Source organism: Paenibacillus lautus NBRC 15380 (assembly GCF_004000945.1).
In the GTDB taxonomy this organism is placed as follows: Bacteria; Bacillota; Bacilli; order Paenibacillales; family Paenibacillaceae; genus Paenibacillus_AQ; species Paenibacillus_AQ lautus.
This window is the reverse complement of record NZ_BIMF01000001.1, coordinates 742601-760210: the sequence shown is the minus strand read 5'-3', so window position 1 is coordinate 760210 and position 17610 is coordinate 742601. Positions and strand designations below refer to the sequence as shown.

General features: G+C 51.7%; 13 protein-coding genes. All 13 read left to right on the top strand.

Annotated features, from left to right (window positions below):
- Positions 1 to 236: 236 nt before the first annotated feature.
- The 13 genes from PLA01S_RS03290 (at position 237) to PLA01S_RS03230 (ending at position 17030) form a co-directional block, all read left to right on the top strand.
- Complete coding sequence (locus PLA01S_RS03290; protein WP_127590035.1) at positions 237 to 1127, top strand: phosphoribosylaminoimidazolesuccinocarboxamide synthase; 891 nt, start codon at positions 237 to 239, stop codon at positions 1125 to 1127.
- 49 nt (positions 1128 to 1176) lie between these two features.
- A complete protein-coding gene (gene purS, locus PLA01S_RS03285; RefSeq protein WP_012819094.1) occupies positions 1177 to 1422 on the top strand; it encodes a phosphoribosylformylglycinamidine synthase subunit PurS in 246 nt (81 codons plus the stop codon).
- Positions 1423 to 1426: 4 nt separating this feature from the next.
- Entirely contained in the window at positions 1427 to 2116 is a 690-nt protein-coding gene (gene purQ, locus PLA01S_RS03280; protein WP_100540297.1) for a phosphoribosylformylglycinamidine synthase subunit PurQ, read from the top strand.
- Entirely contained in the window at positions 2094 to 4337 is a 2244-nt protein-coding gene (gene purL, locus PLA01S_RS03275) for a phosphoribosylformylglycinamidine synthase subunit PurL (RefSeq protein ID WP_127590034.1), read from the top strand. Before purQ ends, purL begins: the two co-directional genes overlap by 23 nt.
- Positions 4322 to 5800 carry an amidophosphoribosyltransferase gene (gene purF, locus PLA01S_RS03270; protein WP_127590033.1) on the top strand — a complete coding sequence of 493 codons (1479 nt, stop codon included), beginning with the start codon at positions 4322 to 4324 and terminating at the stop codon, positions 5798 to 5800. The genes purL and purF overlap by 16 nt, the downstream gene beginning before the upstream one ends.
- 117 nt (positions 5801 to 5917) lie before the next feature.
- Positions 5918 to 6958 (top strand): phosphoribosylformylglycinamidine cyclo-ligase, encoded by a 1041-nt coding sequence (gene purM, locus PLA01S_RS03265; RefSeq protein ID WP_127590032.1) that lies wholly within the window; start codon positions 5918 to 5920, stop codon positions 6956 to 6958.
- Positions 6958 to 7566: a phosphoribosylglycinamide formyltransferase gene (purN, locus tag PLA01S_RS03260; RefSeq protein ID WP_127590031.1), complete on the top strand. Its 609-nt coding sequence runs from the start codon at positions 6958 to 6960 to the stop codon at positions 7564 to 7566. Before purM ends, purN begins: the two co-directional genes overlap by 1 nt.
- Before the next feature lie 157 nt (positions 7567 to 7723).
- The gene (gene purH / locus PLA01S_RS03255; RefSeq protein WP_127590030.1) at positions 7724 to 9271 is read left to right on the top strand and encodes a bifunctional phosphoribosylaminoimidazolecarboxamide formyltransferase/IMP cyclohydrolase; all 1548 of its coding nucleotides are present in this window, start codon (positions 7724 to 7726) and stop codon (positions 9269 to 9271) included.
- 219 nt (positions 9272 to 9490) lie between these two features.
- Entirely contained in the window at positions 9491 to 10759 is a 1269-nt protein-coding gene (gene purD, locus PLA01S_RS03250; RefSeq protein ID WP_127590029.1) for a phosphoribosylamine--glycine ligase, read from the top strand.
- 542 nt (positions 10760 to 11301) lie between these two features.
- Positions 11302 to 12612: a sugar ABC transporter substrate-binding protein gene (locus tag PLA01S_RS03245; protein ID WP_076325597.1), complete on the top strand. Its 1311-nt coding sequence runs from the start codon at positions 11302 to 11304 to the stop codon at positions 12610 to 12612.
- A gap of 97 nt (positions 12613 to 12709) precedes the next feature.
- Positions 12710 to 14023 (top strand): sugar ABC transporter permease, encoded by a 1314-nt coding sequence (locus tag PLA01S_RS03240; protein ID WP_127590028.1) that lies wholly within the window; start codon positions 12710 to 12712, stop codon positions 14021 to 14023.
- On the top strand, positions 14023 to 14865 hold the full coding sequence (locus PLA01S_RS03235; RefSeq protein WP_071221547.1) for a sugar ABC transporter permease: 843 nt from the start codon (positions 14023 to 14025) through the stop codon (positions 14863 to 14865). Before PLA01S_RS03240 ends, PLA01S_RS03235 begins: the two co-directional genes overlap by 1 nt.
- A 128-nt stretch (positions 14866 to 14993) precedes the next feature.
- The gene (locus PLA01S_RS03230) at positions 14994 to 17030 is read left to right on the top strand and encodes a methyl-accepting chemotaxis protein (protein WP_127590027.1); all 2037 of its coding nucleotides are present in this window, start codon (positions 14994 to 14996) and stop codon (positions 17028 to 17030) included.
- Positions 17031 to 17610: the final 580 nt, after the last annotated feature.

Below are 17610 nucleotides of genomic sequence, written 5' to 3'. Positions count from 1 at the left end.
GCGGAATTGTTTTGGAGAAGCGCCAGCGGTCCCCTTTGCCCTCGGATTTAAACATAATTAATAAAATTCATAATAAATCTGGGGGCAACAGGGATCGGAAAAACAATCCGCATTCGTAGTGATGAATAAGCTGAAAATCTTTAACATGATATTGAGCAGTCTATTTTTCATCCGTCAGAAATACAGGGAGCGACAGTCTCAGGTCGAGATATACGTCGCCCCAAGGGGAGGAACACATGACATTACCGGCATTATCGACCGCCACTCATCTGGTCAACGTACCGCTGCTGTACAAGGGCAAGGTTCGTGAATTGTACGACCTGGGCGAGCACGTACTCATTGTAGTAACCGACCGCATTTCCGCTTTTGACTATGTGCTGGAGCCGCCTGTACCAGCCAAAGGAACCGTTCTGAACAAGCTGAGCGCCTTCTGGTTTGAACAAACGAAGCAGCTTATCAGCAATCATGTCGTGCACACGGACGTGAACCTCCTGGGCGATGCCGTCAAGGACAAGGACCTGTTGGATGGACGAATCATGGTGTGCCGCAAGGCCGAGCGCATCGATATCGAATGCGTGGTGCGCGGATACATCACCGGCGGAGGCTGGAGGCAGTATCAGTCCTCGGGAGAGGTTAACGGCATTAAACTGCCGGAGGGCCTGCGCAAGAATGAGGCTTTTCCGGAGCCGATCTTCACGCCGGCTGCCAAGAACGATGTCGGTCATGACGAGGATATACCGCTCTCCCGCATGAAGGAGCTTGTCGGCGAGGAGATCGCACTTCAGCTGCAGGACAAAAGCCTGATGCTGTACAAGTTTGCCCGCGATTACTGCAGCAAGCACGGCATTATTTTGGCCGACTGCAAGTTTGAGTTCGGATTGATCGATGGAGAGATCATTCTGATCGACGAGATCTTCACGCCGGATTCCTCCCGTTTCTGGGATGAGAAGAATTATGCGCTCGACATTGAGATTGACAGTATGGATAAGGAGCCTGTGCGCACGTATCTCGCTTCGTCCGATTGGGATAAGAACAGTGAGCCGGATCCCCTGCCGCCAGCCGTGGTGGAGGAGACGACACGCCGCTACACCGATATTTACAAGCGAATCACGGGTGCAAGCCTGTAAGCTTTTATAAACCATTTCATTCATATATACCGAGGAGGAACAGGATACAATGTTGAAAGCAAAGGTCTACGTCACGATTAAGCAGAGCGTTTTGGACCCTCAAGGGGTAGCGGTGCAGGGTGCGCTTCATTCGATAGGGTACAAGGAAGTGGAAAGTCTGCGGATCGGTAAATATATGGAACTTGAGCTGGGTACGGACAACCGTGAGGAAGCCGAGCTGCGAGTGAAAGAAATGTGCGAGAAGCTTCTGGCGAATACGGTGGTAGAGAACTACCGTTATGAATTGGAGGGCTAAACCAATGAGATTTGCAGTGCTGGTCTTTCCTGGCTCCAATTGTGATATTGACTGTTATAAGGCGGTAGAAGAGACGATCGGTCAGCCGGTGGATTACGTATGGCATACGGCAACGGACCTTTCCCCATATGATTGCATTTTGGTTCCCGGCGGATTCTCCTATGGAGATTATCTCCGGTGTGGTGCGATTTCCCGATTCGCCCCGGTTATGAGCGAAGTGGCGAAAGCGGCGGAAGAGGGCAAGTATATTCTTGGCATCTGCAATGGATTTCAGATTTTGACGGAAGCCGGACTCCTTCCGGGAGCTCTGCGCCGCAACGATTCGATGAAATTCCGCTGCCATGACACGGTGCTCAAAGTGAACAATAATACAACGCCGTTTACCCGCGACTATGCGGAGGGACAAGAGATTGTCATTCCGATCGCGCATGGCGAAGGCAACTATTACTGTGATGAAGAAACGCTTCAAAAGCTCCGGGACAACCGGCAAATCGTATTTACGTATCAGAACAATCCGAACGGCTCGATCGAGGATATCGCAGGCATCTGCAACGAGCGGGGCAACGTGATCGGCATGATGCCGCATCCGGAGCGCGCGGTGAGCAGCCTGCTCGGCTCGGATGACGGTAAAGCAATGTTTACATCCATATTACAGGCATGGAGGGATACTCATGGCGCAGCAAACGTCCGCTAAGGAACCGACGGCAGAACAGATCGCAGAGCATCAGATTTACAAGCAGATGGGAGTTTCGGACAGCGAGTATGAGCTGATCTGTTCCTTCATGGGACGCAAGCCGAATTACACGGAAATCGGCGTATTCAGTGTTATGTGGTCCGAGCATTGCGCCTACAAAAATTCCAAGCCGCTGCTTCGTCGTTTCCCGACAAGCGGCCCGCGCGTCCTGATGGGACCGGGCGAGGGCGCTGGGATCGTCGATATCGGCGACAACCAGGCGGTTGTATTCAAAATCGAAAGTCATAACCATCCGTCCGCTGTAGAGCCTTATCAAGGTGCAGCCACGGGCGTTGGCGGCATTATCCGCGATATTTTCTCCATGGGGGCAAGACCGGTAGCGATTCTCAACTCGCTCCGGTTCGGCAAGCTGGAGAGCGATCGCGTTAAATATTTGTTTGAACACGTGGTATCCGGTATTGCCGGTTACGGCAACTGCATCGGGATCCCGACGGTAGGCGGCGAGGTTGTATTCGACGAAAGCTATGAAGGCAATCCGCTGGTCAATGCAATGTGCGTCGGCGTTATCGACCATGATAAAATTCAGCGCGGCGTTGCAAAAGGGGTAGGCAATCCGGTCTTTTATGTCGGGCCTCCAACTGGCCGAGATGGCATCCACGGGGCGACCTTCGCTTCCGTAGAGCTGACGGAGGAATCCGAAGCGAACCGTACGGCCGTTCAGGTCGGCGATCCGTTCATGGAGAAACTCGTGATGGAATCCTGCCTTGAGCTGATTGATTCCGGCATCGTGCTGGGCATTCAGGATATGGGCGCGGCTGGATTGACTTGCTCCAGTGCGGAAATGGCAAGTAAAGCAGGCAACGGTCTTGAGTTGTACCTGGACCAAGTGCCTCAGCGCGAAGAGGGCATGACGCCTTATGAAATGATGCTATCGGAATCCCAGGAACGGATGCTGTTCGTGGTTGAACCGAAGCATGAAGCGCAAGCGCGCGAAATCTTCGAACGCTGGGGCGTTATCTGCGCTAAAGTCGGCAAAGTGACGGACGATGGCCGCCTGAAGCTGATCCACCACGGTGAGGTGGTAGGCGACATGCCGGTTAAAGCGCTCGTCGACGAATGCCCAATCTATAACAAACCATCCCAAGAACCGGCTTATTACAAAGAGCAGGCTGCGGTGGATACGCTCCGTTATGAAGAAGTGAAGGATTTGGGCGGTGCCCTTAAGAAGGTGCTCGGTTCGCCGAGTCTTGCAAGCAAAGCATGGGTATACAACCAATATGATTATATGGTTCGTACCAGCACGGCTGTTCGTCCGGGTTCGGATGCTGCCGTCGTAACGGTGCATGGAACGCGCAAAGCGCTCGCGATGACAACGGACTGTAACGGACGTTACGTCTATCTCGACCCTGAGCTTGGCGGCAGAATCGCGGTCAGCGAAGCAGCGCGCAACATCGTGTGCTCCGGTGCCGAGCCGCTGGCGATTACGGATAACCTGAACTTCGGAAGCCCGGAGAAGCCGGAAATTTTCTGGCAGATGGAAAAAGCCGTGGACGGCATGGCGGAAGCTTGTCGTGAGCTTGAAACTCCGGTTATCGGCGGAAATGTCAGCCTCTATAACGAGAATGCCAAAGGCGCGATTTATCCGACGCCGGTTGTCGGCATGGTTGGTCTGATCCATGATACGGATCATATTACAACGCAGGGCTTCAAGGCGGAAGGCGATGCCATCTATGTGCTGGGCGATACCCGTGCCGAACTGGGAGGCAGCGAGTTCCAAGCGATGATTCACGGGGTGTCGGAAGGCAGACCGCCGGAGCTCAACCTGGATACCGAGAAGAAATTGCTCGGCGGCGTACTGAAGGCCATCCAATCGGGTCTGGTACAATCCGCGCATGACGTGTCGGAGGGCGGACTTGCAGCCGCACTGGCAGAGAGCTGCATCAGCGGCAACGTTGGGGCGAGCGTGCAGTGGTCAACCGATCTGCGCAGCGACGTAGCGCTCTTTAGCGAGAGCCAGTCCCGGATCGTGCTGTCGGTGTCCCCTGATCATAAGAATGCGCTGGAGAAGCTCCTGCAAGAAGCGGGCGTTCCATTTACCGCGCTTGGCGTAGTCGGCGGAAACAAGCTTAGCATTAACATTAACGGTGCTTCTGCGCTGGAAGAATCCGTGGAGGCTTTGAAATCCGTCTGGGAGGATGCCATTCCATGTCTCATGAACTGATACCCGAAGGACTGTGGACAGGGGATTACTACAATGAGGGAACAGGTCAGAGCGATATTTTCGATACATTAAAAGAAGAGTGCGGCGTATTCGGGGTGTTTGGGCATCCCGATGCCGCCTCCCTTTCCTATTACGGGCTTCACGCCCTCCAGCACCGCGGCGAGGAAAGCGCAGGAATCTGCGTGGCCGATGGCGAGAATTTCAATTATCACCGCGGTATGGGGCTGGTAAAAGAAGTGTTTGATAAAGATAAGCTGGAATCGCTGCAGGGCAGCATGTCGATCGGGCATGTCCGGTATTCAACCAGCGGGGACAGCAGGCTGACAAATGCGCAGCCGCTCGTCTTTAAATATCGCGAAGGTAATCTGGCGATCGCAACGAACGGCAACATCGTGAACGAGCCGAAGCTTCGGCGCGAGCTGGAGATGGCGGGCTCCATTTTCCAGACGACCAGCGATACGGAGGTCATTGCGCATTTGATCGCACGTTCGCCGAAGGATTTTGTCGAGGCTGCCAAGGATGCCTTACAGCGCCTGGTGGGCGGCTTTGCGTTTCTGCTCATGACCAATGACAAGCTGCTCGTCGCCTCGGACCCGAACGGATTACGTCCGCTCACGATGGGTCGACTGGGCGATGCGTATATCTTCACCTCCGAGACCTGTGCGCTTGAAGTCATCGGGGCGGAAGCGATCCGCGACGTCGCTCCCGGGGAACTGCTGATCCTCGATCGGAATGGGCTTCGGGAAGAGCGTTATACGGAAGCGGGACGCAAAGCGCTGTGCGCGATGGAATATATTTATTTCTCCCGTCCGGACAGCGATCTGAACGGCTCCAACCTGCATTCGGCCCGCAAACGGATGGGCAGCAAGATGGCCCTGGAATCGTTCGTGGATGCGGATGTGGTTACGGGCGTACCGGATTCCAGCATCTCGGCCGCGATCGGTTATGCCGAGCAAACGGGCATTCCTTATGAGCTGGGATTAATCAAGAATAAATATACGGGCCGGACGTTCATTCAGCCGAGCCAGGAGCTGCGCGAGCAGGGCGTGAAGATGAAGCTGAGCGCGGTACGGCGCGTGGTCGAAGGCAAACGGGTGGTCATGATCGATGACTCGATCGTACGGGGAACCACGTCCCGCCGGATCGTCAATTTGCTTCGCGAAGCGGGTGCTACCGAAGTGCATGTGCGGATCACGTCGCCGCCGTTCAAAAACCCTTGCTTCTACGGCATCGACACGCCGGACCGCAGGGAGCTGATCGCCTCCGAGAAAAGCGTCGAGGAAATCTGTCGGGAAATCAACGCGGATTCCTTATCGTTCCTTAGCCCGGAGGGACTTATTTCCGCTATTGGCGGTTATGATGAGCACAGCCCGAAAGGCGGCTTGTGCATGGCATGCTTTGATAATGATTACCCGACGCAGATTGATTTTAACGGGGAAGAGAAGATGGGCTGCAGCTGCTGATTCTGCAGTGGACAGCCATTTTTTCTAGGTTTTATCCTTTAAGCTGATTATTGATTAAGCCCATAAATGATATGTGAATGGATACTTTCGTCATAACGAAAAAGGAGTGTTGTGCGCGTGTCGGATACTTACAAACAAGCAGGCGTGGATATCGCTGCAGGCAACGAAGCGGTAGAGCGGATGAAAAAGCATGTCAAAACGACTTTCAGACCGGAAGTCATGACCGACCTCGGGGGTTTTGGCGCACTGTTCAAGCTGAATAAAGACCAATATGAAGAGCCGGTACTCGTCTCAGGCACGGATGGCGTCGGCACAAAGCTGAAGCTCGCATTTGCGATGGACCAACACGATACCATCGGCATCGATGCGGTAGCGATGTGCGTGAACGATATTGTGGTGCAAGGCGCAGAACCGCTCTTTTTTCTCGACTATTTAGCGTGCGACAAGGTCATTCCATCCAAAATCGAATCCATTGTCAAAGGGATCGCAGACGGATGCAACCAAGCAGGCTGTTCCCTGATCGGCGGAGAGACGGCGGAAATGCCGGGTATGTACAGCGAAGGCGAGTATGACATCGCGGGCTTTACCGTAGGGATTGTCGACAAAAGCAAAATGATCAACGGGTCGAATATCGCGGCAGGGGACACGGTGATTGGTCTAGCATCCAGCGGCGTGCACAGCAATGGCTTCTCGCTTGTCCGCAAGCTGCTTCTGGAGGACGCCGGCTACTCCCTGCAGCAAGAGCTTCCGGAACTGGGCGGGCGTCTTGGCGACGTGCTGCTCGCACCGACCAAAATTTATGTGAAGCCGCTGCTCGGACTGTTGAAAGAGATCGAAGTAAAGGGCATGGCGCATATTACGGGCGGCGGATTCATCGAGAATATTCCGCGTATGCTGCCGGATGGCGTCAATGTCGACATCGAATACGGTGCTTGGCCGATCCTGCCGATCTTTAAGCTGATGCAGGAAAAAGGCAGCATTTCGAACAAGGATATGTTTACGACATTTAATATGGGAATCGGCATGGTGCTTGTCGTCAAGGAACAGGATGCAGACGGGGCGCTTCAATACCTCCGCTCCGCAGGCGAAGAGGCTTATGTGATCGGCCGCGTGACCGAAGGCGAGCGCATCGTAACCTTTACGGGAGCTGAGGTGTAATGAGGCCGTTTCGGATTGCGGTTTTCGCTTCCGGAAGGGGCAGTAACTTTCAGGCTTTGGTAGACACGCAGCACAGGGGAGCGCTTGGCGGCGTGATCAGCATCCTGGTATGCGACAAGCCGCAGGCTCCCGTCGTGGAGCTGGCTAAAGCGGCGAATGTGGATGTATTCGCCTTTCAGCCGAAGGATTATGCTTCGAAGGAAGATTACGAACGTGAAATTGCGGTAGAGCTTCAGCAGCGCGGTGTCGAATTGATTGTTCTTGCAGGATATATGCGGTTATTGAGTCCGTCCTTTGTCGAGTTCTATAGCGGCCGGATCATTAACATTCATCCATCGCTGCTGCCTGCTTTTCCAGGAAAAGACGCGATTGGCCAAGCGCTGGACTATGGTGTGAAGATGACCGGTGTCACGGTTCATTTCGTGGATGGCGGCATGGATACCGGACCGGTTATTGCTCAAAAGGCGGTTGAAATCAAGGAAGGCGATACGGCAGAAGTGCTGGCACAGCGTATTCACGCGGTGGAGCAAAAGTTATACTCCGAAGTCGTTTCCTGGTTTGCCCAGGGGCGGATTTCGCTGAACGGGCGGAATGTGACGATTACGTAAATAGGCTTTTGTAATAAAAGCGGACAAGGTCTTTCAGTGAATCGACATGTTCGATATTTCTCGGGAAATAATTTGCAATTATGGATCTTCGACAGCATCTACGGAATCAAGACAGGACTAACTTAGTAGATTTTCATTCAAAATAGGGGGTATGAACGTGGGTATCAAAAGAGCTTTGGTCAGCGTTTCGGATAAAACCGGCATCGTGGAATTTTGCCGCGAGTTGTCTTCATTGGGTGTAGAGATCATTTCGACAGGGGGAACCAAGAACCTCCTCGCCAAAGAAGGAGTTCCTGTCATCGGTATTTCCGATGTGACCGGATTCCCGGAGATTCTGGACGGACGTGTCAAAACCCTTCATCCAGCTGTGCACAGCGGCTTGCTTGCCATTCGCGACAGCGAAGAGCATCAGCGTCAGATGCAGGAGCTGGGCCTCGATTACATCGATATGGTCGTGGTGAACCTGTACCCATTCCAGGAAACGATCGCGAAGCCGGATGTCGAGTATGAAGATGCAATCGAAAATATCGACATTGGCGGTCCAACGATGCTGCGTTCGGCTGCGAAAAACCATGCTTTTGTGAGCGTGGTTGTCGATGCTGCGGATTATGGCAGCGTGATTGAGGAGATCCGGGGCGGCGGCGACACGACCTTGGAAACCCGTAAACGTCTTGCAGCCAAGGTATTCCGTCATACGGCGGCCTACGATACGTTGATTTCCGACTATTTGTCGAATGTGACAGGGAATCCGCTTCCTGAGCGCTTTAGCGTAACCTACGAGAAAATTCAGGACCTTCGTTACGGCGAGAATCCGCATCAAAAAGCGGCATTTTACCGTAAACCTCTGGCACCAGCGGGTACCTTGACGACAGCGGAGCAGCTGCACGGCAAAGAGCTCTCTTACAACAATATCAATGACGCGAATGCGGCATTGCAGATCGTGAAGGAGTTTGACGAGCCGACCGTGGTGGCCGTGAAGCATATGAACCCTTGCGGCGTCGGCATCGGGACGAATGTGTTGGAAGCTTATCAAAAAGCTTACAATGCGGATCCGACATCCATCTTCGGCGGCATCGTGGCGGCGAACCGGACGATTGACGCGCCGACGGCAGATCTGCTGAAGGATATCTTCCTTGAAATTATCCTGGCACCGGACTTCACGCCGGAGGCGCTCGAGATTCTGACGAAGAAGAAGAACATCCGTCTTCTGAAGATGGGCGAGTTCGGCTCTGCCAAGGAGCGCCAAAGCACGCTTGCCGTGACAACCATCGAAGGCGGCATGATTGTACAGGAAAGCGATGTGCATTCCCTGGATGTCGCAGACCTGCAAGTTGCAACGGATCGTAAACCTACGGAAGCCGAGCTGAAGCAGCTCCTCTTCGGCTGGAAGGTGGTCAAGCACGTGAAGTCGAACGCGATCGTATTGGCAGCGGACGACATGACCGTTGGCGTTGGCGCAGGGCAGATGAACCGTGTCGGTTCCGCGCGCATTGCGGTGGAGCAGGCGGGAGAGAAAGCCAAAGGCGCCGTTCTTGCTTCCGATGCGTTCTTCCCGATGGGAGATACCGTGGAGCTTGCGGCGAAAGCCGGCATTACGGCCATCATTCAACCGGGGGGCTCCATTAAGGATGAGGAATCCATCAAGGCAGCCAACGAATACGGGATCGCCATGGTCTTTACCGGCGTGAGACATTTCAAGCACTAATTCATGCGTTTAAAAAGGGGGCTTCGCTGCAGCCTTCAGGCTGCAACTGAAGGATCACCTTTCATTCAGCAGCATATAGAGGCGACGCCGCTCTTTCGAGCGCGCCGCCTTTAAGTTTAAGGGGGCAAGAAGGTGAAGGCGACCTCACGCTTCGCCCTGTAAATCATTCATGTTATGAAATTTTATCGGTGAATTTGAAATGAAGCGGGAGGGAAAACCATGGATATTTTGGTTATCGGAGGCGGCGGAAGAGAGCATGCCATCGTATGGGCATTGGCGAAGAGCCCGAAAGCGGATAAGATTTACTGCGCACCCGGCAACGCCGGCATCGGACAGCTGGCCGAGTGCGTGCCGATTGCGGTATCAGAGTTTGATAAGCTGGCGGCATTCGCCGTGGAGAAGCAAGTGGGACTCATCGTCGTCGGTCCGGATGATCCGCTGGCTGACGGCATTGTGGATGCATTTGACGCTACAGGCATCCCGGTATTCGGTCCGCGTAAAAATGCAGCCGAAATCGAGGGCAGCAAAACCTTTATGAAGGATTTGCTCCATAAATACGATATTCCGACGGCAGCTTACGCGAAGTTCGACGATTACGAGGAGGCGCTTGCTTACTTGCGCCAGCAAGGCGCGCCGATCGTTGTGAAAGCGGACGGGCTCGCAGCCGGCAAGGGCGTTACCGTTGCACGGACGATCGAGGAAGCCGAGCAGGCCCTCAGCGATATTATGCAATCGAAGGTGTTTGGCGATGCCGGAAGCCGGGTGGTCATCGAGGAGTTCCTGGAAGGCCAGGAAATGTCGATTTTGGCCTTTGTGGATGGTGAAACCGTGAAGCCGATGTCGGCGGCACAGGATCATAAACCGGCTTATGATGGAGATCAGGGACCGAATACGGGAGGAATGGGAACGTATTCGCCATTGCCTCATATTCAGTCATCCATCATTGAAGAGGCGATTGAGACGATCATCAAGCCTACGGCCAAAGCGATGGTAGCCGAAGGGCGTCCGTTCCGGGGCGTTCTGTTTGCCGGATTGATGATCACGCCGGACGGCAAACCAAAGACTATCGAATTCAACGCCAGATTCGGCGATCCGGAAACGCAGGTCGTATTGCCGCGTCTGAAGACCGATCTGCTTGACGTTTTCCTTGCAGCCGTAAATGGAAATCTGGCTGATCTTGAGCTGGAGTGGAGTGACGAAGCAGTTGTATGCGTCATTCTGGCTTCCGGCGGTTATCCTGCATCGTATCCGAAAGGAATTGCGATCACTGGGCTGGACAACGAGCAGGACGGGACGATTGTATTTCATGCGGGCACTTCTCGCGATGCCGATGGAACGTGGAGAACGAATGGGGGACGTGTCCTGGGCGTTGTCGGTTTAGGGGCTGATATTGCTTCAGCACGTGCGAAAGCCTATGAACGGGCAGAAGCGATTGCATTTGAAGGGAAGTTTAACCGGACGGATATTGCGCTCAAGGCGCTGCAATAAGCAAGCTTCATTCGCTAACATCCATGCAAAAAATGAAGGGACTGCTGCCGATCTGTATTCAAAGATCATGAGCGGTAGTCCTTTCTTGCTGTTATCGGAAATGCATAGGGGAAGTAAAGCTAAGATTTAAGTTCGCCTCCTGGTAGGCCGGGCTTAACCGTTTCTAATTCACATTTTTGTGCAAACGTTTGTTCAACAAGCAACCATTTATTATGCATTCTTGTCTCAAATAACGTGTGAAATGACTGAATTGCACAGCATATGCACAACTATTTTTATGATAACTTACGAAATAGAGTGAATAGTGAAGGTAACAAGAGATTATATGCTTAAAACGGGTAAAAATGATCTGTGCAAACGTTTTTACATTCGATATTAAATGTTGTATGATGTTTTCAGTGAATGAAGCGCTTTCTCAACGGGATTTTTCCTAAGTATCTCGTCAGATGCTACATAGAAAAAGAGACGCTGAAAATTTTCTGAAATCGTTTGCGCAGATTTCCAACATTTTCTGATCATTTATTGAGAGGGGTAATCATGGAATGAAGATGAAGAAACTACTTACGCTAGCTGCAACCTTCACGTTGGCGTTCTCCATTACAGCGTGCGGAGGAAATTCACCTGCTCCTGCTGCTGAGGCACCTGCTGAGAATCCACCGGCCCAGGAGACGCCAGCCGAAAATACAGAAGCACCGGAACTTAAGCCAGAAGAAGGCGCTAAATTGATCGTATGGGAAAGTAGAGACGAAAGAGCCTACACGGATGCGGTTGCAAAAGAATTTACCGAGAAATACGGCGTTGAAGTAACCATCGAAGAATTGTCTCCAACCGACCAAGTGACCAAGCTTCAACAAGACGGACCATCCGGATTGGGTGCTGACGTTGTACTGTTCCCTCACGATAATCTGGGTAAAGCCGTAGCTACAAACCTGGTTCTGCCAAATGATTACTTTGAAGAAAAAACGAAGAGCAGCAACACGGAAGCCGCTATCCAAGGCGTAAGCTATGACGGCGTTCTGTACGGATACCCGCGCGCTGCTGAAACATACCTGATGTACTACAACAAAGACTTGGTAAAAGAAGTTCCAACAACGATGGAAGAAGTTATTGAATTCAGCAAAACCTTCACTGACAAATCCAAGAACAAATATGGATTTATGTTCGAAACAGGTAACCTGTACTTCGCATATCCATTCCTTGCTTCCAATGGCGGCTACATCTTCGGTAACGGCGGCGCAGATGTCAACGATATCGGCCTCAACAATGAAGGCGCAGTCAAGAGTATGGAAGTTTACGCAAGCCTGAAAGAAATCCTTCCGGTTAAATCCGGCGACATTACGCCTGATATTAAACGCGGACTGTTCACATCCGGTGATCTGGCTATGGACATTAACGGACCTTGGGAGCTTGGCGGATACAAAGAAGCGCTTGGCGACAAGCTTGGCGTTGCTCCAATCCCAACCATCGGCGGCCAGCCTGCTGTATCGTTCTCCGGTATCAAAGCTTGGTACGTAAGCTCGTTCACGAAATACCCGCAAGCCGCTCGCTTGTTCGCGGACTTTGCAACAAGCAAGGAAGCTCAATTGAAACTGAGCGCACTGGTTGGATCGGTTCCGACAAACAATGAAGCTCAAGAAGATGACCAAATCAAGAATGACGAGTATGTATCCGCATTCACAGAGCAATTCAAATCTTCCCAACCGATGCCATCCGTTCCTGAAATGGCTAACGTATGGTCTCCTGTAGGTGCTGCACTGGCTGAGATCTGGGATAACAACAAAGACGTGAAAGAAACGCTTGATAAAGCTGTAAATCAAGTGAAAGATCTCAACAGTGGTGGAGCTAGCGAGTAATTACGTTCTTATATAATACGAGAAAGATGAAGAAGTTCACCCGCCGAACAACCGGCGGGTGATTCCTCGATTATATGGAGAGGAGAATGGAGAGAGCATGCGTCAACATCGTACGACAGCAGCCGTATTATCAGCCATCTGTATGGGTCTGGGTCAGCTTTACAACCGGCAATGGATCAAAGGCATTCTTTTACTTATCGTAGGTATATTCAGTCTGTATTACTTCATCAACAACCTGGGTGATGCCATCTGGGGAATGACAACTTTGGGGGAACAGGGAAGCCATTTAGAGAAAGTCAACGGTTTAACCCAAATGGTAGCAGGTGACCATTCCATCAATCTCCTGATTGAAGGACTTATCACCATGATTATGTTTGCGATTTTTCTTATTGGATACTATGCCAATATCAAAAACGCATATAACGCTGGAAAACAGAGGGAACAGGGTGTACAACCCAACAATTTCAGACAGACCCTTTATTATATTTTTGAATGGAAATTCGCGCAATCTTTCCTGACACTGCCGGCCATCGGTATTTTGTTTTTTACGGTCATGCCGATTATCTTCATGGTCATGCTGGCGTTTACGAACTATTCTGCTCCAAACAATCTGCCGCCGGCGAACCTGGTTGACTGGGTCGGTTTCAAAACCTTTACCAATCTCGTTGCATTGAAATCGTGGAGCCACACCTTCTTCGGCGTCCTGACCTGGACGATCATCTGGGCGGTGCTGGCAACAATAACGACGTATTTTGGCGGTGTGCTCGTTGCATTGCTTATTCAACAAAAAGGAATTCGTTTCAAAGGCGTATGGCGTGTCATTCTGATCATTCCATATGCGATTCCGCAGCTGATTTCTTTGCTCGTGATGCGTAATATGTTTAACGGACAATTCGGACCGATCAACCAGTATTTAAGATATTTCGGTTTGGAAGGACTGCCATGGCTGACCGATCCGGTCTGGGCCAAAGTGACCGTTATTATCGTCAATATGTGGGTAGGTATTCCGGTATCCATGCTTCTTGTCATGAGTGTCCTGACTACGATTCCGAAGGATCTTTATGAAGCGGCCGATGTGGATGGTGCGACCGGATACCAGAAATTCAAAATTATCACCCTGCCGATGATTTTGTTCTCGACGGCACCGGTACTGATTACGCAATTTGCCGGTAACATTAATAACTTTAACTTGATTTTCCTCCTGACGAACGGTAACCCGGTTGTGGGTGACTATCAATATGCGGGGGCGACGGACCTGCTGGTAACCTGGCTCTATAAACTGACCCTGGATCAGCAGCGCTACAGCATGGCATCGGCCATCGGTATCATCATCTTCATGATTATTGCGACCTTCTCGATTTACAATTATCGCAGAACCAGATCCTTTAAAGAGGAGGATATGATCCAATAATGGGAATTAAAATGAGAAATGCGATTCGCCTGACGGCAAGTTACATTACGCTTGTCATCATCGCGATCGGTTGTATTTACCCGGCGCTCTGGATTGTTCTGGCCTCTTTCCGTCCCGGAAAGTCGTTGTACAGCAAATCCTTGATTCCAGAATCTTTTACGCTCAGTCATTATAAAGAATTGTTTACGTCCCAAAGCTTTCTGTTTGGCACGTGGTACATGAATACGTTGAAAATTGCGATATTCTCCATGATTATCGGGACCATTCTTGTCCTGCTTACAAGCTATGCGGTATCCCGGTTCCGGTTTAAAGGCCGGCAGAATGCGCTATCGGTCATTCTCGTGCTGGGGATGTTCCCGGGCTTCATGAGTATGATCGCCCTGTATATCTTGCTGAACTCCCTGGATCTGCTGAACACGCATGCGGCGATGATTATCGTGTATGCGGCAGGAGCGCCGCTAGGTGGAACCCTGATCATGAAGGGCTTCCTGGATACGATACCGCGAAGCCTGGATGAAGCGGCAAAGATTGACGGAGCCACCAACTTCCAGATTTTCCGCAAAATCATTCTGCCGTTGTCGAAGCCGATGATCACGTATATGGGCTTGACCCTGTTCGTTGGTCCGTGGGTAGACTTTATCTTTGCCAGACTCGTGCTCCGGACAAAAGAAAACTGGACGCTCGCCGTCGGTTTGTGGGATCTCGTCAACTCGACTCAGGACAGTAACTTTACGCTGTTCGCAGCCGCATCGGTACTGATTGCACTGCCGATCACCCTGCTGTTTGTGTTCCTGCAGCGTTTGCTGGTCGATGGCATGACGGCTGGTGCAAGCAAAGGGTAAGGTACGAATAGCTAATTGTATGGATCATCATAAGACAGATAGATAGAGAGAACATCGAAGAGACACAGCCGGTAACCGCTAGCTGTGTCTTTTTGCATTTAAACATCGATGCAGGGGGACATATACATATGAACATGATGAGACGTTTTCAATTCAAAGCAGTTGGGATGAAGCTGTTTGTTATCTTTTTTACCACGATCGTGCTGTTATCCTCGGCGTTGGGCTTATTATCGTATTTCATTTCCAAGGACACGGTGATGGATCAGGTGTCAGAAGCGACTTCGGGGCAGATGATGCAGGCGGCGGACAAGCTGGATTTTCTGCTGGCCCAATATGAAGCCGCTTCCCGTCAGTGGGCCTTGGACACGGTGCTTCGCGAGGACCTCATTACGGTGAGTTCTGCGGATATCGGCATTCGGGACAAAACGCAGGCCGAGAACCGAATCCGTGAGAAGCTGAATGGGATGGCATCTTCGGATAAACGTCTGCAGGGCATGCGCCTGGTTGCGCCCAATCTTCAAGCTCAAAGCTCCTATAACTCCACGGGCTTATCGGGAATGTCATCCGCGGATGGCGTGAAGGCGAAGATTGACCGCATTATAGAGGCCGATGGTGAACCGGTATGGTTCCCGACAGAGGTTCAAGGCTTTATGGAGAACGAGAACACCGCCACCATGACGATGGGGAGATTTCTGAAAAACCTGAAGAATCCGGACGCGCAGTACATCCTGCTGATCGATATCAAGGACGAGGCGGTCGGAGAGGTGCTGGCGAATTTAAAAATAGGGAATAACGGGCAGATGCGAATCGTGGCCAATGATAACCGGATCGTGCACGACATGGACACGGACCAGCTGATGCAGCCGTCCACCATTACGGTTCCTCAGGAGGCCGAAGAAGGAGGGATTTATTACACCGCCGACGAGCAGATGGTGGTGTATACGCCGCTGAAGACGGCTCCTTGGCATATGGTCGGCTTTGCTCCCGTTAGCGATTTCGTGCAAGCCACGGACAAACTGCTGGCCGTGACGCTTGTGGTCATTGTGGCCGCGATCCTTATTGCGGTACTGATAGGCTATTATATGATGCGTTCCATCGGCCGCCCGCTGAACCAGATGTGCAGCCTGATGGAAGAGGGAGAGCAGGGGAATCTGAGGGTTCGGACCGAATTCCGGCGCGTGGATGAAATTGGCCGTCTCGGCCACAGCTTCAACCGGATGATGGGGCAAATTTCGGCTTTGGTCGATCAGACGAATGCTTCCGCGAAGGAAGTGCTGGCTACAGCGGAGGAGTTGGCGGAAGCATCGAAGGGAACCTCGCTGACGGCAGGAGAAATTGCATCGGCCATGGAGCAGATTGCACAAGGAAGCGGAAGCCTGGCGATGGAAGCCGAACGGGAGAATCAGCTGGCTGAGAACATTGGCGTCCAGATGAGCAAAGTTTCGGATTCGAATCAAGTGATGGAGGCAGCGGCTGATCGGGTGCTTCGGGTGACGGGAGAGGGCGCCCGGCATATGGACAATCTGGTGGAAAAATCCACGCGGATTAATCAGGTGAACCGGGCCATCGTCCAGAATGCGGAGAAGCTGAAGGATAATACCGCGTCGATTCACAAAATATTGGAGCTGATGTCGGAGATCACGCATCAAACCAACGTGCTGTCCATTAACGCGACGATTGAAGCGGCCCGTGCGGGGGCAGCAGGCAGCGGCTTCATGGTCGTAGCCAATGAAGTGCGGAGCTTGGCGGATCGTTCCAAGGAATCGATCCATACCGTAGGCGCGATGATCAAGGATATCCGGGCTGAAGTGCAAGGCTCTGTTGATGCATTGACGTCGGCATCACCGCTCTTTGACGAGCAACTGCATTCGGTTCAGGAAGCTCAGGGCGTGTTTGATCATGTTCGCCACGAGATGGATGCTCTTTTAACCGAGATCCGCGAATCAACCCGTTCGGTAGAGGTACTGATCGGTTCCCAGCTTACTCTGACCGACTCGATCTCGGAGGCGAGCTCGATTGTGCAAGAGACCAGCGCCGCCACGGAGGAGGTCGCTTCGATGTCATCCGAGCAGTTCAAGGTGAGTGAGAAGCTGGTCGGCTTGTCTTCACGTTTGGAGGAGTTGTCCGAGGGCTTGCGTAAATCTCTCGTGATGTTCAGGACGTAAATAGTTTTCGATTGCTGCGTGAAAATGATGTGGGCTATGCAGCACTCCGCATGTTCGGTTGAAGCGAGACGCTGCGAGTACGTATCGTTCCTCCAAGCGCTGTTGCCCCCAATTTTCTTGGAATTACAATTCTGTGCGGTAGAAAATCGGGGGCAAAGGCGACCACTATCGTTTTTCCGGAATGGATACGTCCTCTCCGCTGCGTCGAGTGATGAACAAAAAAATTTACGCTAGGCAAAAAGATCTGGAGAAGGTTTTTTGTTCAACAAAATAAAGACCCGGCAGTTATTCAAAATAACTTGGTGTGCCTCCCGATATATGAATCTACGTTTTTTAAATATGGAAAAAAGTGCATCTCTGTATACCATTTGTCAACGTTCTATTTTAATTATAATTGTCACTTCACTTGGGATTATTCACTCTTCAGATTGCTCACTATCATCTACCGATAACTCACTTGCATACACCGACCGCTTGCCGAATGATATCGCCCGAATCAGGACGTGCATAGCTACGGCCAGCTACTAGCCACGATCAATAGTCCACCATTTGCAAACAGTTCCCTAACGCTCAAACATCG

Bases quoted from the DNA above. Each gene is read 5' to 3' on its own strand.
- PLA01S_RS03290 (WP_127590035.1), top strand. From the start codon at position 237: ATGACATTACCGGCATTATCGACCGCCACTCATCTGGTCAACGTACCG.
- purS (WP_012819094.1), top strand. From the start codon at position 1,177: ATGTTGAAAGCAAAGGTCTACGTCACGATTAAGCAGAGCGTTTTGGAC.
- purQ (WP_100540297.1), top strand. From the start codon at position 1,427: ATGAGATTTGCAGTGCTGGTCTTTCCTGGCTCCAATTGTGATATTGAC.
- purL (WP_127590034.1), top strand. From the start codon at position 2,094: ATGGCGCAGCAAACGTCCGCTAAGGAACCGACGGCAGAACAGATCGCA.
- purF (WP_127590033.1), top strand. From the start codon at position 4,322: ATGTCTCATGAACTGATACCCGAAGGACTGTGGACAGGGGATTACTAC.
- purN (WP_127590031.1), top strand. From the start codon at position 6,958: ATGAGGCCGTTTCGGATTGCGGTTTTCGCTTCCGGAAGGGGCAGTAAC.
- purD (WP_127590029.1), top strand. From the start codon at position 9,491: ATGGATATTTTGGTTATCGGAGGCGGCGGAAGAGAGCATGCCATCGTA.
- PLA01S_RS03245 (WP_076325597.1), top strand. From the start codon at position 11,302: ATGAAGATGAAGAAACTACTTACGCTAGCTGCAACCTTCACGTTGGCG.
- PLA01S_RS03240 (WP_127590028.1), top strand. From the start codon at position 12,710: ATGCGTCAACATCGTACGACAGCAGCCGTATTATCAGCCATCTGTATG.
- PLA01S_RS03235 (WP_071221547.1), top strand. From the start codon at position 14,023: ATGGGAATTAAAATGAGAAATGCGATTCGCCTGACGGCAAGTTACATT.
- PLA01S_RS03230 (WP_127590027.1), top strand. From the start codon at position 14,994: ATGAACATGATGAGACGTTTTCAATTCAAAGCAGTTGGGATGAAGCTG.